Source organism: Nocardia brasiliensis (assembly GCF_011801125.1).
Classification (GTDB): domain Bacteria; phylum Actinomycetota; class Actinomycetes; order Mycobacteriales; family Mycobacteriaceae; genus Nocardia; species Nocardia brasiliensis_C.
In genome coordinates, this window is sequence record NZ_CP046171.1 from 6,883,530 (window position 1) to 6,898,704 (window position 15,175).

Below are 15,175 nucleotides of genomic sequence, written 5' to 3' on the forward strand. Positions count from 1 at the left end.
CCGTTCCGGGCAGAAAGACATTGACGCACCGGCCGCCGGAGACATTTTCCGCCGCCACTCCGGCCGACATGTTTGCCACCGCCGCACCGCGATGGTTCTATTGGGCCGCGCCGAATGGTTGTGGCCCGACATCTGATGACGGACTTGGCATCGAGGCAGCCGATCTGCTGAGCAGACCTGTTGTGTCGGCGAAAGGAACCGTGCCTCGATGGCTACCCTTCGGTGTCGCTGGGGTGTTGCCGAACTCGCTGCGTGCCTCGCGGTGCTGCTCGCCGCCGCGCCGGCGGCCGCCGAAACCGACGCGGACTGGACCGTACCGCCCACCGGTGCGAACGACTGGTCCTGCGCGCCAGCGACGGCCTATCCGCAGCCCGTCCTGCTCGTGCACGGGACCTGGGACAACCAGAGCGCCTGGGACACCCTCGCCCCGCAGCTGAAAGCGCATGGCGTGTGCGTATTCTCGCTCAATTACGGGCACGCGCCGACCAGCATGCGCGGGTCGGTGCCCGGCGTGTTCGGCACCGCCGACATCCGGACCTCGGCCAAGGAGTTCGCCGCGTTCGTCGCCAAGGTGCGCGCCGCCACCGGCGCGGCGCGGGTGGATATCGTCGCCCACTCCCAGGGCGGCCCGCTGGTGCGGCAGTACCTTCGCTTCGACGGCGGCGCCGACCGCCTCGACCCGTCCCGCAACCTGGTCGACCACCTCGTCACCATCGCCGCCACCCACCACGGCACCACCGCGGACGGCCTCGGCTATCTCCTACCCACCGGCAGTGCCGCCGCGCTGTCGGACAGCATGATCGCCAGAGTGCTCGGCACCGCGGCGGCCCAGCAGCTGGCGACCAGCGAATTCCTGCGCACGCTCAACGCCGGGGGCGACACCGAACCGGGTATCCACTACACCGCGATCGCGACCCGGGTCGACCATGTGGTCACGCCGCCGGAAGCGACGTTTCTGCGCGCGGGGGTCGGCGCCACCGTCGACAATGTCTGGGTGCAGGACGTGTGCCCCACCGACACTTATCACCACGGCATTCTGCCGCACTCGCCCGCCGTCGCCTATTTGGTGCACAAAGCGCTCGGATTGCCGTTTTCCGCTGATCCGTGCCCGGTCGAACAATCGGAATAACGCCGTCCCGATCCCCCAATCCGAGGGGCGCAAACCAGACCGAGAACCCGGTTTGAACAGGCGAAACACCGTATGGACACGCCGAATGGGCGCGCGCATCATGATGCTACGTCCGGTGCCGTTTGTCGGGGGACCGTCAAAGGAAACCCGCACGGATTGGAAAGACCCATGTTCATCAGGACCCTGTCTATCAAGAAATTGGTGGCGACCGCGGTATTCGCCGTGGCGGCCACCGGAATCACCATGGCGACGGCACACGGCGAAGCCGAATTGGCCGATATCAGCGTCAGCGCCGTGGACGGCCCCATCGGCTACACGACCACCCTCGCGGCCGATCACTCCGCGGCCACGGTCACCCTGGCCTCCGGCCGGTTCGTCCTGACCCCGGACACGGTCCAGGTGGTCGCCGACGACGGCGCGGTGGTCGGCGCGATTCCGACCACATTGCGGGTGGATGTGGGTCGAACCCTTTCCGTCACACCGGCTTTGGCCAATGACACGACACTGACCCTGACTCCGGTCGGCGGACCGACGCCGGTCGCGGCCAGCTCGCATGACCTGCCGTTCATGCACACCGTCGGCGGCGGTGGCGCCATCCTGGCCGGCGCGGTCGTCGGCTGCGTGGTCGGCGTCCTGATCGGGATCTGGTTCTTCCTGGTCGGCGCGCTCTTCGGATGCGCCATCGGTGCCGCCATCGGCGGGTTCATCGGCGCGGTGTCGTAGCGGCCGTTCCCTGTCCCCGCTCAGCAGCCGGGTCCGGTACGCCGGACCCGGCTGCGCTACCCGCAGTACTCGCAGGCGCCGCTGGCCGGAAGCTGGATGAAGCACTGCGCGCAGACCGCGGGACGCGTCGGCTGCGGCTTGGCCTCGGCCTGCACGGCGGTGCTCACCGACCGCTTGCCCGCCACCTTCGGCGTCAGCGGCGGCACACCCATCTCCGCGGGCATGGCCGCGCCGTGGAATTCGTAGCACTGCCACCGGGCGTAGGCGGCGTGCGTCTCGAGATCGTTCGGGATCGGCAGACCCGCGAGTTCGAGCACGTACTTGTAGGTGTCGCCGACGGTGTGGTTGCGGCGCACGCACAGCGCGGTGAGCGGCGGCTCGCCCGCCTTGTGGCAGCGCCGGGCGATCTTGCGCAGGATCGCGTCCATCCACGTGCGGGTCGGCGCGGCGGTGTGCACACCCGAAGCCTCCTGCACCCGCTCGGCCAGCTCGTTCACCGTGATGAAATGCCCGTACCCCGTGGCGATTTCCGAAAGTTCCGCGTGCGCGGCCAAGGCCCACGCCACCGTCGCCTCACGCAACGACACCGCGGCGCCGTCACCCGCCCGCCATGCTCCCGCCGTCGTGGGTACCGAATTCCTGATCACCGGACCAAGTTATCGCGCCGCCCCCGGAACCGACGAATGGCCTGGCAGCGCGTCGCGCACGAGGTTGCGCGGGGATCGCCGGAGCGGTCTGGCTCACGCTCGGCGCCGATGTGTGATCACCGCCGTTTCCTGTGAGCCAGGCCGCTGCCGGCGGCTACGGCTCGGGCCGGTGCGCCCACTCCCGAATCGCGCCGTGCGGCCCGCATTGCCACCGCACCCGCGCCCGGTTGCTCGCCGCGCCGAATGCGCTTGTCCGCCATGGCAGAACGCACTACCGTGCCGATGTGGACCTCTTCTCCCACGCCTGGACGGCGTTGCGCTCGGCGGTCGCCGAGCTCCGAGACGAAGACTTCGCCGCACCATCCGGGTGCACCGGCTGGTTAGTGCGGGATCTGGTGTGCCACTTGATTATCGACGCGCAAGACGTCCTGATCACCCTGGTGACGCCCGCGGACGACGAGCCGACTCGCGACGCGGTGACCTACTGGGCCGTCGCCGAGACCCCACCGACCGGCGACGACCCGCTCGACGCGCTGATCGTCCGGTTGGCCGCCGCCTACGAGCAGCCCCAGCTGCTCTGGCTGCACCTCGACGACGTCGGCTCCGCCGCCGGTCGCGCCGCCGACCTCGCCGACCCGAACCAGCTGATCAGCACCCAGGGCCAGGTCCTGTCCACCGCCGACTACCTCGATGCCTACGTGCTCGAGTGGACCCTGCACCACCTCGACCTGGTCGCCCATCTCCCCGACGTCACACGGCCGCCCGAGGCGGGACTCGCCCGCACCCGCGCGCTGCTCGAGCAGATCGCGGGCGGTGCCTTCCCCGCCTCGTTCACCGATACCGACGCGCTGCTGATCGGGACCGGACGCCGCGCCGCGACCGAGGCCGAGCAGGCCGAACTCGGCGAGCTCGCCGCGAAGCTACCCCTCATCCTCGGGTAGCCGGCGCTCAGTACTGGTAACTCGGGAAGTCGATGTATCCCGCCGCAGAGTTCTGGTACCAGACGTCGCGATCGGCCACCCGCAACGGCACCCCGGTCCGGAAGCGTTCCACCAGATCGGGATTGGCGATGTAGGCGCGACCGTAGCCGATCAGGTCCGCGCCCTGCGCGAGCCAGTACTCCCCTGCGGCCTTATCGGAGGGCAGCGGCCCGATCTGCCCGCCGGGATTCAGGATGAACGCCGTCGGCCAGGCCTTGCGCAGCGCGACCAACACCTCCTCGTCGGCGGTGGCCAGCACATCGATGAAGGCGAGGTCGAGTCGGCCAGTTCGGCGAGCAACGCGCTGTACAGTCGCGGCACGTCGGCTTCGACGATGTCCCAGATCGTGCCACCCGGCGAGAGGCGGATGCCGACCCGATCGGCGCCGACCGCGTCCACCGTCGCCGCCACCGCCTCGACGGCGAATCGGATTCGGCCGCTGATGGATCCGCCGTAGGCGTCGGTGCGCTGGTTGACGTTGGTGGACAGGAACTGCTGGATCAGATATCCGTTCGCGCCGTGCAACTCGACACCGTCGAACCCAGCGTCGATCGCGCGCCGCGCGGCATCCGCGTAAACCTGTGCCTCACCGGCGATTTCGGTGAGCGAGAGCGCTCTGGGCGCCGCCGCGGGTTGCATACCGCTCGGGGCGAACACGTCGGCGCGCAACGGCACGGCCGAGGGGCCGACGGGCTGGAACCCCGCGATCTCCGGGTGCCCGACCCGGCCACCGTGCATGATCTGCGCGAAGATCCGACCGCCGTTGGCGTGCACGGCATCGGTCACCGGCCGCCACGACGCGGCCTGCGCATCGGCGACCAAGGTGGGGACACCGGGATTCGACTGGCCTTGCAGGCTCGGCGGAATCCCTTCCGAGACAATCAGTCCCGCCGTCGCCCGCTGCGCGTAGTAGGTCGCGTTGGCGGCGATCGCCATGCCGTCGGCCCCACCCCGCACCCGCGACATCGGCGCCATCACCATCCGATTCGGCAACCGCAGATTGCCGAGACGATAACTGTCGAACAAGCTGGTCACAGTGATTTCCTTTGCGGTAGTCGCGATTTCGAACCCCGCTGACTACGCTAAAAGCTGACGCTGACGTCAGAGGCAAGTCGACGTGAGCCAGATCACCGGGAGTGAACCATGCGGATAGGCCAACTCGCCGCCAGGACAGGGGTCAGCGTGCGGGCGCTGCGCTACTACGAGGAGCATCACCTACTCACCGCCGAGCGCACCCCCAGCGGACAGCGCGTCTACGGCGAGGCCGCGGTGCGCCGCGTCGAAATGATCCAGCGGCTCTACGGCGCCGGGCTGTCGAGCAAGTCGATCCGGTACATCATGCCGTGCATGGCTTCCGGGGACTCTTCCCCGGAACTCGTGGATTATCTTGTGGCCGAACGGGATCGGATCGACCGGCAGATCGTCGAGCTGCAACAGACCCGCGACGAACTCACCGTGTTCATCACCAACGCGGCCGAGTCGGCGGTCACCGGCATATCCTGCGCGCCCCAGTAGCGGTTTACCTGCCGTTCTCGAAGACCGTGCGATGGTGTCACGTCCGCGGGCGACCGACCCCGGAACGGACAAAAGCCCCGCACCCCAACGGGTGCGAGGCTTTCCTACCTGCGTAGATCAGATAGCGCGAACGTCCTGGGCCTGGGGGCCCTTCTGTCCCTGGCCGACCTCGAACTCCACGCGCTGTCCTTCTTCAAGGGACTTGAAGCCCGAGCCGGAAACAGCGGAGTAGTGCACGAACACGTCAGCGCCGCCACCGTCTTGCGCGATGAAGCCGAAGCCTTTTTCAGCGTTGAACCATTTCACAGTGCCTTGCGTCATTACTTTACTTCACACTTTTCTGTAGATGAGCCGAGCAAATCACTGCGATAAGCCTGGTCTCACCCGACAACCATCGCACGTCTTCCTGAGAAAATCCCAAATTGTGAGCCAGCCAACCCCCGGCCGCTGCCGGGCCCGAGGGCAAAACACCAGGTTGGAGTCGCGATCGAGGCCGTGATGCGGCAGGGTGATTCCACCATGACCGACTACGACGATCCCCCGCTGCCGAGCAGGTGGCGCCACGGCGCCCGGCTGGCACTGTGCGTCGCGTTCCTGCTCGGATTGTTCTATCTGGTCGCCATCGCCCGGGTCGTCGACGTCGCGGGCGTGCGCGACGCGATCGGTGCGACCGGCCCGGCCGCACCGCTGCTCTACGCCGCGGCGGCGGCACTGCTCGGCGCCGTCTTCGTGCCGGGACCCATTCTGGCCGCGGGTAGCGGGCTGCTGTTCGGTCCGGTGCTCGGCACCTTCGTCACGTTGGGCGCGGTGGTCGGCACGGCAACGACCGCGAGCTTTCTCGGCAGACGCGCGGGACGCGACAGCGCCCGCGCCCTGCTCGGTGCCGACCGCGCCGACCGCATCGACGCCGCCGTCGAGCGCGGTGGCCTCTGGGCGGTGGTCGGGCAGCGGTTCGTGCCGGGCATTTCGGATGCGCTGGCGTCGTATGTCTTCGGCGCGTTCGGAGTTCCGTTGTGGCAGATGGCCGTCGGCGCGTTCATCGGCTCGGCGCCGCGCGCCTTCGTCTACACCGCGCTCGGCGCGTCGATCGGCGATCTGTCGGCGCCCCTGGCCTACACCGCGATCGCGGTGTGGTGCGTGGTGGCCGTGCTCGGCGCCTTCGCCGCGCACCGCGGCTTGCGGACCTGGCGCGACCACAGCCGCGCCGGGGCGTCGGCGCGGGACGCGGCCGACGACACCGACCGGCCCGAGAGTCACTAACCGATCGGCAGCACGCTGAAGATGGGGTGATAGACCCAATCCAGGATGCGCTGCGCGTCGTCCTTCGCGGCGACGGCGCCGTAGGGCGAGCTGTGCAGAACCACGCCGATCAACGGTATTCCGGCCCGAACGGTGTGGAACAGCAAGCAGGTTCCCGCCGCGTTGGTGTATCCGGTCTTGATGCCCGAGGCCCCGGGATACTGCCCGAGCAGCAGGTTCGTGGTGTGCCAGACGTGCTCACGATTGCCCGGTCCCGCCGGGATGTGGTAGTCGGGCGTGCCGACGATGTCGCGCAGGACCGGCTGCCGGATCGTGCGCAGCCCGAGTGCGATCAGGTCCGCCGGAGTCGAGTAGGTGGCATCGTCCGTCGGCGTCGGCAAACCACTGGGGTCGGCGAAAAACGTTCCGGTCAAACCCATTTGCCGTGCGAGACCGTTCATCCGCGCCAGGAAGCCCGTTTGGCCGGGCCCGAAGGCCTCGGCGAGGGTGTAGGCAGCGTCGCAGCCCGACGGCAGCATCAGCGCGTAAAGCAGCTGACGCGCGGTGAGCACCTCGCCGGGGGCCAGGCCCGCGGTGCTGCCGTCGTGACGGATGCAGTAGGCGATGCTCTCCGCGGGCACGGCGACCGGCCGATCGAGGTCGCCGCTCTCGGCCACGACCAGCGCCGTCATCACCTTCGCGATACTGGCGATCGGGAGCGGGGTGTTCAGCCCGCGCGACCACAGCACCGTGCCGGTGAGCCCATCGGCCAGCGCGGCCCCGGACGCCTGCACACCGTCCGGCTCCGGCGTCGTCCAGGGCAACTGGCTTTGCGCGGGAGTGGCGGCGACTCCCTGCCCGACCGCGACGAGCAGCACACCGGCGAGAACCGCTTGCAACAGTCGGGCGAATATTCGCATGGGCTGCATTCTGCCGTTTCCCACCGACGACCAGCGGTATTTCCACGCGCGTCACCCGGGAGAAAGTTCGGCGACTCGGCCCCGCACGAAACAATTCGGCGATGAGCTATCCCTTGGCCGCCAAAGCGCCCGCGGTCACCTCCAAGGCCGACGCGGTGCATGCCACGACACCGATCGAGAGTTTGGCCTGCGGCGAGGTGCCCCGGGTGGTCAGCGCGCCGAAGGCATCCCATGCGTCGACGGCCGCGCTCGCCAACAGGCTTCTCGACAGCACGGAGGGGTCTGACCCGGCCGCCGACAATGTCACGGCGCCGATGAGGACCTCTCGGACGCCGAGCATCTTGTCGGTGACCCGCAATTCGGGAGTGTCACTTTTCGACCCGAAGGTGGTGGCATTGAGCAGTTTCGGAGTGAACATATATCCGACGCCCAGCAAAATTCGGGCTACGCTCAGCGCGGTGGACAATGGTCGAACCAACCTGTTCATATTCGCAATACTCCCCTTTCGGCGCATGTCGACGCCAGGACACGGGTATGACAATTCCGGCCAATCCACGTCCGGCACCAGGCCCAGGTCGGCCGTGAGGGCCGAGACCTGGTAGCCGTTCGAGCCGACCGCCGCGACTCGAGCGGGTGCTCGCCCAGACCGCGAGTGAAACCCACAGGCGGCACTGTCCTTACGCGCACCGGCTGACCTGCGGCGGCTACGGGGATCGGCGGTCGGCGCGGCACTTGTCGGTGCCGTCACATACCTTGAGCGCATCGTGATCGACCGGGAGGGAGAACGATGGCCTCGAATCCGAGTGCCACGCCGGCGCAGTCGGCTTGGGAAAACGCTTCTGTAGTGCGGGTTTTGCCCGCCGTGGCACCGCGCAAGCTGAACAAGGTGCCGTTCGTGGAGCTTGCCGACGGACGCCTGCAGGGCGTGGTGTCGAGCGGCTCCGACATCGCCCGCGTGTACGTGGCCTCGGTGACCGCGGTGACGCACGGGCTGAGCTGCAGCACCAACAACAACCGGCCGTGCGGCGGGCTGAACCAGGGGTGGACCTGCAAGCACCTGGATTCGCTCATCGATGAAGCGGTGCTCCAGTACGGACCGGATCGGGTGGCCCGATTCCTGCGCGTCGAGGTGCCTGATGGCGCTCGAATCACCAGCTGCCTCAACGGAACTCGCGATCCGGCTCCGGCCGCCGCGGTGTTCAGCCGGTTCCTGCGGCACCTGACCTACCTCGAGCTGCCGGGCAGCACGACGCCGATCCCGGAGCTGCACTGGTTCCCCGCGGGGGTGGGGCGCTGATGCAGCCGATCCAACTCGCCGCGCTGGCCGATGCGCCCACCGGCGTCACGGCGGCCATGGACGCGGTGCGCGGTTTCGACAACGCGCTGGTCAACGGCCTCGCGCGAGTCTCAGAGCCGCAGCACGCGGCACTGGCCGCACTCGCGACCGCGGTGGCGGGCTCCCCGCTGGCCGAGGCCGTCGCGACGGCAGTGACCAAGGTGAGCACGGGCGCACTCGGTTCCGAGGAACTCACCGCACTCGCCGCCGCCCGTGCCGCCCTGCTAGGCGCGGTGCACGACGCACTCGTCGAACAGGCCGATACGGCGCTGGGCCGCAACCGATTCGAGTGGACCGCCACGTCGGACGCCACGGCACCGAACCCGCTCGCGGTGGGCTCGCGCGCCTGGCTCGGCGAGCTGGCCATCGCGGGATGGCGCGGCGTGGACCACGATCTGGTGGCCGCCGCCGATCACACGGTGGCCGCGCTGCTGGCCGAGCCCGCGCTGCGCCGGCTCGCAATGCTGCTGGACGGCTTCGCCGCCGAACTCGGTGCCTGCGCCCCTGTCGCCACCATGGACCGGATACCCGCGCGCCGCTGGGCCGACCTGTGGACACGCGCACTGCTGCTCACCCGTCGCGTACCGGATTCCATTGCACCCGAGCAGATTTCGGGTCGCCTGCTACCCCTCGGCGTCGACGTGCACGAGCACGGCACCGCGGTGCAGGTCCAGCTGCACGGCGTCCTCGAACTCGCGGGCGCACCGTCACGCCGGGTCCGGGCATCGGTGGCGGCCGCCAAGGTGGACACCATTGTCGGACCGGCGGTGTGGCAGCTGCTGAGCTCCCACGCCCAGTTGTGCACCGCGCTCGCCGAGCAGCGCGCACTGGAGCTCACCGACATGCCCCTCACGGCTACCGGCGACCTGCTGTGGGACGACGACCGCGCGAAGGCCGGTGCGACGGCAGATCCGTTCGTCACCGCCACCGTTCAGTTGCCGCAGGCGCACGCGCCCGCGGTCGCACCGCTGGATCGCGACCCGGTGCACATCGCCGAGCCGGTCCTGCTCGAGGGCTACCGATTCCGCGATGACGCAATGGAATTGGGCGATCAGCTCATCCGGGTCGAGCTCGACGCGCTGCCTGCCGCGGGTCCGCTCACCGCGGCAGGCGTCACCGGCTCCGTCGCCACGATCGGCCTGCTGCGCTGGGATGCCGAGGGCTGGGCGGTACGACCGTTGGCGATTCGCCGCAAGGTCAAGAGCGCGCTCACCGCCCTGCACAACGGCGATTGGGCGCTCGGCCCGACCGACCCCAAAGTCGCCAAGGCACAGGCCAAGTCGGGCGACGCCGTCGCGGTGCTGCGGGAGCGGGCGGGACGGTTGCTGCGCCAATGACGACATCGCGAAGCGAACCGAATCATGAGACGCGGCGCCAGATCCTGTACTGGCGTCTGCTGGCCGGTGTCTTCAGCGCCGAGCAACAGCCGACCCTGGAGCAGGCGAGCGCGGGCATCGTCGACGACCTGGGACTGCCGCTCGCGGTGCTCGACCCGGGTATCTCCGTCGACAGTGTGGTGCAGCGCTATCCGGAGATGACGGCGGAGTTCGAGCGCCTCGACTTCACCGAGGACGCGGCGAGCACGAGCCCGGCCGACTCCGACGATCCACCGCCCATCGACGCGGCCGAAGTGCGGACCGCGGCACTGGTGTGCAAACTGCTGCTGAATGTGTTCGCCACCGGGTCCGGCCAGGTCAGCGCCACCCAGCTGGCGGGATGGCAGTCCGATGCCGACTGGCTGCGCCGCTGCCTGGGCGAAGAGCAGGCCGGTGCCGTGCACGGCGTGCTCACCGGCCTGGAGGGCGAACTGGTGTCTCGCATGCGATTGCGCGAGGTACTCGCCGACCCGCACCTGGCCGCCCAGCTCACGCCGAGCATGTCGCTCATCGAGCAACTGCTGCGCGACAAGCACAATCTGTCCGGTGTCGCGCTGGCCAATGCCAAGCGCCTCATCCGCCGCTACATCGACGAGGTCGCCGAGGTCCTGCGCACCCAGGTGCAGCAGACCAGCGTCGGCACCGTCGACCGCTCGATTCCGCCGAAGCGCATCCTGCGCAATCTCGACGTGGACCGGACCATCTGGAAGAACCTGCCCAACTGGAATCCCCAGGACGAGCGCCTCTACGTCGACCGGCTCTACTACCGCCAGACCGCCAAACGCACCGTCCCCGCCCGCATGATCGTGGTGGTGGACCAGTCCGGTTCCATGGTCGATTCCATGGTGAACTGCACCATCCTGGCGTCGATCTTCGCGGGGCTGCCGAAGGTGGACGTGCACCTCATCGCCTATGACACCCAGGCTTTGGACCTCACTCCGTGGGTGCACGATCCGTTCGAGGTGCTGTTGCGCACCAATCTCGGTGGCGGCAACGACGGACCGGTGGCCATGGCGATGGCCGAACCTAAGATCACCGATCCGAAAAACACCGTGCTGGTGTGGATTTCGGACTTCTACGAGTTCGACCGCTCGCAGCCGCTGTTCGAATCGATGGAGGCGGTACACCGCAGCGGGGTCAAACTCATCCCGGTCGGCTCGGTGAACAGCTCCGGCCACCAGAGCGTCAACCCGTGGTTCCGCGAACGGTTCAAAAAACTTGGTACCCCGGTGATTTCCGGACGCATCCAAAAGCTCGTACACGAACTCAAGAACTTTCTCGACTAGGAGACCCAGCATCATGAACGACGTTTTGCGCGCCCCCGCCGAGGTCAAGTACGCCGAGGAACTGGATTGGCTGGAGTCCATCGACGACGGTCCCAAGCCGTTCGCGTGGCGGCTGAGCCCGAAGATGGTGCGGCTGTTCATCCTCGGGTCCGAACGCGCCGACGGCCTGGATCGCGAGGTGGCCCAGAAGTGGTTCGGCGACCGCAGTTTCGTCGAGCGCAGCATCGTCACCCTGGCCTCGGACCGAGGGCTGCTGCTCATCGGCGATCCCGGCACCGGCAAGAGCTGGCTCGCCGAGTTGCTTGCCGCCGCCATCAGCCGCAATTCCACCCTCGTGGTGCAGGGCACCGCGGGCACCACCGAAGACCACATCAAATACTCGTGGAACATCTCCATGGTCATCGCCAAGGGGCAGTCGCGCGAGTCGATGATCCCGTCCCCGATCATGACCGCGATGGAACAGGGCGTGATCGGACGTTTCGAGGAGCTCACCCGCTCCACCAGCGACGTGCAGGACGCGTTGATCTCGATACTGTCGGAGAAATACGTCTCGATCCCCGAGCTCGACGACGACAACGTCGTGTTCGCACAGCCGGGCTTCTCCATCATCGCCACCGCCAACAGCCGCGATCGTGGCGTGAACGACCTGTCCTCCGCGCTCAAGCGCCGCTTCAACTTCGTCCGGATTCCGGTGGTGTCCAACAAGAAGAGCGAGGCGGAGATCGTGCGGTTCCGCACCACCGAGCTGCTGCGCCGCCACTCGATCGAGCTGGATCTGCCGCCGACGCTGCTCGACATCCTGTTGGAGAGCTTCGCCGATCTGCGCGCCGCCGCGGCCGCCGCCACCAGCGACGACGACAAACTCGAGTCCGCGCTGTCCACCGCCGAACAGATCGGCGTGCTCGAAGACGCCATCCTGCACAGCCAATTCTTCGGGGCGAAGGAACTGCGCGCGGAGACCCTCGCGGGCTCGCTCGTCGGCTCGCTGGCCCGGCGCACCCCCGAGGATCTGGCGATCCTCAACAAGTACCTGCACGGCGTGGTCGAGCCGCGCACCAAGGGCTCGAAGGGGAATGCCGCCTGGGGCGAATTCCTGGAAGGCGGCCGCGCGGCGATCGCGAGGCTGTCGTGACTGTCTCCGAAACCCATACCGCGACGAATACCTTTGCGGCACTGCGGGATCAATTGGCCGAGGCGGCCGTCGCCTTCGCGGGCGCGCCCGGGGCGGCGGGAGACATTCTGTCGGGCATGATCGACGATGTCGATCGCGCGCTGTCCGAGCGCTTGGAGATCTTCCCGGTCTGCCACCACTCGCCCGCCTCCGGACTGGCGATGGTGCGTCGGTTGCGCGAAAAGCAGCCACGCGTCATCTATCTGGAACTGTGCGAGGACATGCGGCCGCTGCTGGACGAGCTGCGCAACTGCCGACTCCCGGTTGCGTTGCAGGCCTTCGCCACCGACACCGCGGGGTTTCCGGCGCAATGGGCACCCCTGTCGGTGGTCGCGCCGATCACCGAGTCTTCGGCCGAATATCAGGCCATCGCTTACGCACTCGAAACTCCCGGCGTCGAATTGGTGTTGGTGGACCGTTCCACCGACCACGTGTTCCAGTGGGCGCCCGAGACCGAGCCCACACCGGCCGAGAGCGAACAGCCCGAAGAGGACGGCTTGCACGGCTCGGCGGTCGGCATCGAAATCGGTGATCTGCGACCACGTTTCGCCGAGCTGGAAGAGCACCTGCTGCACCACGGCAAGGTCCGGCACTGGTCCGAGTGGTGGGACCAGTACGTCGAACAGCCGCTCGCGGACGCCGACTACGACACCTACCGCCAGGTGATGGTCATGATCGGCAGCCTGTTCCGGCGGTTGCGCCGGGGCAGCACCGCCGAGGACGAGAACCGCGAACGGTACATGTGGACCCGCATGCGGGAGCACCTGGTCGCCAACGACATCGACCCGGCGCACGCGCTGCACGTGTGCGGTGCCGCCCATGCCGCCAGTCCGGTCGAGGAGTTCGGGCTCGCCGCACCGCGCACCGAATTCGAGATCCCCCCTCGCTCGGCCACCAAGTGGCACTACGGGCTGATCCCGTCCAGCCATTCGGCCATCGAGGCGCAGTTCGGGCTGGCCGGCGGCGCGGTATCGATCGCGGCGGCCACCTGGGCGAAGGGCCTGCGGCGTGGGGCATTGCAGTCGTTCCAGTTCGAAGGCCAACCCGGCACGAAGAAACGCGTCAAGAAGCCTTTGCTTCCAGCAACCTCCGAAACCGCGGTGGCGGACCAGCTTTCGGACTTCCTGTCGCGCCCGCCGGTCTTGGACCCGCTGGACGAGGCAGAACTGCTGGAATGGTCGGTGGATATCGTCCGGCTCGCTCGCCGCAACGGCTACCTGGCCAGCACCGCCGATGCCATCGCGGTGTTCGAGACCTCGATCCTGTTGGCGGGCTTGCGTAATCGGGCCAGGCCGACACCTTATGACTTCCAGGATGCGGCCGTCACCTGCATCGAGAAGGACCGGGTGCCGGGCCGCCGGGATGTGCGTCGGCTGTGCGAGATCCTGCTCGGCGGCGACCGCATCGGTCAGGTCGGTTACGCGGCGCTGCCGCCGCTGGCCCGCGACGTGCTCGACCGACTGGAACCCCTGGGCCTGGACCTGTCCAAGCGGACGCTGCAGCGCGCGCTGCTCGACCTGAAGTCGAGCCCGGACCTGCGGGCGTGCTCGGACCTGCTGTGGCTGCTGCGCAAGCTGCTTCCGCACGACGCCCTGCGCCCCATCATGGGCACACGCGAACTCGGCGCGACCTCGATCCAGGAGAGCTGGGACATCGGGCTCGGCAAGTACCAGCGCGCGCTGGTCGAGCTCGGCTACGAGGGCGTGAGCGTCGAGCAGGTGCTCGAACAGCGCCTGCGCCGCGCGGTCAGCGCCACGGACGCCACCGCCGCGGTCGCACTCGCCGCCGTCGAGGACGCGCTGGTCTATCTGGGCTCAGTGCGCCTCGCCGACGAACTCGGCCACCAGGCAGTCGAACTGCTCTCCGCCGAGCGCACAGTAGACGACGCACCTCACGTACTTCGCCATATCCGCCTGCTACTCAACTACTTCCGCTCCACCGAAGACGGCCTGCCCACCTGGTGCGAGCAGTTCGTCACCGCCGGATACGCCCACTACTGCACCCTGCTGCCCACCGCGTTCACCGCAGAAGAGACCGGCCCGGCCCAGGTGGCGGCCATGCTCGGCTTCCTGTTCGGCATGGAGAATCTGGCCCTGTCGCTGGGCTGTGACCACACCCAGCTGGAATTGGCCGTCCTGCAATCACATCCGGAGGCCCCCGCCAAGGTGGCTCTGCTGTGGGCGGCTCGCTTCCAACTCGGCCTGCTCACCATGGCCGAGCTGCGCTCCCGATGCGACGGCATGCTGGCCAATCCACTGCTGCTGCCGACGGTTCCGCAGTACGTCAGCGGTTTCGTCCAGGCCATCGATCCTGCTCCGGCTCTGAAGCCCTTTGTCGTCGAGCTGCTGTCGAAAGCCTTCGGCACCCTGCCCGACGCAGTCCTGCTGCCCTGGCTGCCGAAGCTCATCACCACGCTGAAAGATCAAGCAGGCGACCTGATCCCCGGCCTGATCAGCGAGGCAGGCCGCACCTTCCCCGGCTCCCTCCCCGCCGTCGACACCTTCGTCGCCCCGTGGTCACTCGAATCCCCTACCCCCACAACACCACTGGTGACAACGCCACAGGGCCCGATCAACGACCTACTCGCAACCCATCCCACAACCTGCGACGCGCTAGCCCATCTACTCGGCATAGCAGGCACTTGGCAGGACCTCCAACCTGCCGCCAGCCGCGAACTGACCGACCTGCTCAACCGTTTCCCCACCACGGCCGCCGCCCTGTCCACCCAACTGGGATAACCCCTTCCGTCCCTTTCCGCGGTCCCGCGCCCGCGGTAGCGCGGGAGGGGACGGGCCATACGCACCGGCATGCCGCGCTTCCCGTGCGCGATATGCGCGATCTCGTCGACTATCG

The 15,175-nt window shown here is 68.1% G+C and carries 16 protein-coding genes; 10 read left to right on the forward strand and 6 right to left on the reverse strand.

Annotated features, from left to right (window positions below):
- The first annotated feature begins 208 nt into the window (after positions 1–208).
- Complete coding sequence (locus F5X71_RS31500; protein WP_167465265.1) at positions 209–1,129, forward strand: esterase/lipase family protein; 921 nt, start codon at positions 209–211, stop codon at positions 1,127–1,129.
- Positions 1,130–1,297: 168 nt separating this feature from the next.
- Positions 1,298–1,852: a hypothetical protein gene (locus tag F5X71_RS31505; protein ID WP_238815575.1), complete on the forward strand. Its 555-nt coding sequence runs from the start codon at positions 1,298–1,300 to the stop codon at positions 1,850–1,852.
- A 56-nt stretch (positions 1,853–1,908) separates the two neighbouring features.
- Here F5X71_RS31505 and F5X71_RS31510 read toward each other — a convergent pair whose 3' ends face one another.
- On the reverse strand, positions 1,909–2,499 hold the full coding sequence (locus F5X71_RS31510) for a hypothetical protein (protein WP_238815576.1): 591 nt from the start codon (positions 2,497–2,499) through the stop codon (positions 1,909–1,911).
- A gap of 284 nt (positions 2,500–2,783) precedes the next feature.
- Here F5X71_RS31510 and F5X71_RS31515 point away from each other — a divergent pair, with 284 nt between their 5' ends.
- Positions 2,784–3,440: a maleylpyruvate isomerase N-terminal domain-containing protein gene (locus tag F5X71_RS31515; protein ID WP_167465266.1), complete on the forward strand. Its 657-nt coding sequence runs from the start codon at positions 2,784–2,786 to the stop codon at positions 3,438–3,440.
- Between the two features lie 7 nt (positions 3,441–3,447).
- Here the strand turns inward: F5X71_RS31515 and F5X71_RS37310 are convergent, their stop codons facing one another.
- Both F5X71_RS37310 and F5X71_RS31520 read right to left on the reverse strand, forming a co-directional pair.
- On the reverse strand, positions 3,448–3,738 hold the full coding sequence (locus F5X71_RS37310) for a hypothetical protein (protein ID WP_238815577.1): 291 nt from the start codon (positions 3,736–3,738) through the stop codon (positions 3,448–3,450).
- Positions 3,669–4,514, reverse strand: a complete 846-nt coding sequence (locus F5X71_RS31520; protein ID WP_238815578.1) for an alkene reductase — start codon at positions 4,512–4,514, stop codon at positions 3,669–3,671. The genes F5X71_RS37310 and F5X71_RS31520 overlap by 70 nt, the downstream gene beginning before the upstream one ends.
- A 108-nt stretch (positions 4,515–4,622) precedes the next feature.
- On the opposite strand from F5X71_RS31520, the gene F5X71_RS31525 reads away from it, so the two are divergent.
- Complete coding sequence (locus F5X71_RS31525; protein WP_167465267.1) at positions 4,623–4,994, forward strand: MerR family transcriptional regulator; 372 nt, start codon at positions 4,623–4,625, stop codon at positions 4,992–4,994.
- A 117-nt stretch (positions 4,995–5,111) separates the two neighbouring features.
- Here the strand turns inward: F5X71_RS31525 and F5X71_RS31530 are convergent, their stop codons facing one another.
- Complete coding sequence (locus F5X71_RS31530) at positions 5,112–5,315, reverse strand: cold-shock protein (RefSeq protein WP_014988265.1); 204 nt, start codon at positions 5,313–5,315, stop codon at positions 5,112–5,114.
- Positions 5,316–5,513: 198 nt separating this feature from the next.
- Between F5X71_RS31530 and F5X71_RS31535 the strand changes: the two genes are divergently transcribed.
- A complete protein-coding gene (locus F5X71_RS31535; RefSeq protein WP_167465268.1) occupies positions 5,514–6,254 on the forward strand; it encodes a TVP38/TMEM64 family protein in 741 nt (246 codons plus the stop codon).
- On the opposite strand, the gene F5X71_RS31540 is transcribed toward F5X71_RS31535, so the two are convergent.
- On the reverse strand, positions 6,251–7,153 hold the full coding sequence (locus tag F5X71_RS31540; RefSeq protein ID WP_238815579.1) for a D-alanyl-D-alanine carboxypeptidase family protein: 903 nt from the start codon (positions 7,151–7,153) through the stop codon (positions 6,251–6,253). The two genes, F5X71_RS31535 and F5X71_RS31540, sit on opposite strands and share 4 nt — an antisense overlap.
- 106 nt (positions 7,154–7,259) lie before the next feature.
- On the reverse strand, positions 7,260–7,571 hold the full coding sequence (locus tag F5X71_RS31545) for a hypothetical protein (protein ID WP_167465269.1): 312 nt from the start codon (positions 7,569–7,571) through the stop codon (positions 7,260–7,262).
- Between the two features lie 426 nt (positions 7,572–7,997).
- Between F5X71_RS31545 and F5X71_RS31550 the strand changes: the two genes are divergently transcribed.
- From F5X71_RS31550 to F5X71_RS31570, 5 genes are read left to right on the forward strand one after another with little or no spacing between them, the layout of a single operon-like run.
- Positions 7,998–8,450, forward strand: a complete 453-nt coding sequence (locus F5X71_RS31550; RefSeq protein WP_238815580.1) for a hypothetical protein — start codon at positions 7,998–8,000, stop codon at positions 8,448–8,450.
- A complete protein-coding gene (locus tag F5X71_RS31555; RefSeq protein ID WP_167465271.1) occupies positions 8,450–9,826 on the forward strand; it encodes a hypothetical protein in 1,377 nt (458 codons plus the stop codon). Before F5X71_RS31550 ends, F5X71_RS31555 begins: the two co-directional genes overlap by 1 nt.
- Positions 9,823–11,151, forward strand: a complete 1,329-nt coding sequence (locus tag F5X71_RS31560) for a vWA domain-containing protein (protein WP_167465272.1) — start codon at positions 9,823–9,825, stop codon at positions 11,149–11,151. The genes F5X71_RS31555 and F5X71_RS31560 overlap by 4 nt, the downstream gene beginning before the upstream one ends.
- 13 nt (positions 11,152–11,164) lie before the next feature.
- On the forward strand, positions 11,165–12,283 hold the full coding sequence (locus F5X71_RS31565; protein WP_167465273.1) for an ATP-binding protein: 1,119 nt from the start codon (positions 11,165–11,167) through the stop codon (positions 12,281–12,283).
- Positions 12,280–15,060 carry a DUF5682 family protein gene (locus F5X71_RS31570; RefSeq protein ID WP_167465274.1) on the forward strand — a complete coding sequence of 927 codons (2,781 nt, stop codon included), beginning with the start codon at positions 12,280–12,282 and terminating at the stop codon, positions 15,058–15,060. The genes F5X71_RS31565 and F5X71_RS31570 overlap by 4 nt, the downstream gene beginning before the upstream one ends.
- The last annotated feature ends 115 nt before the right edge of the window (positions 15,061–15,175 follow it).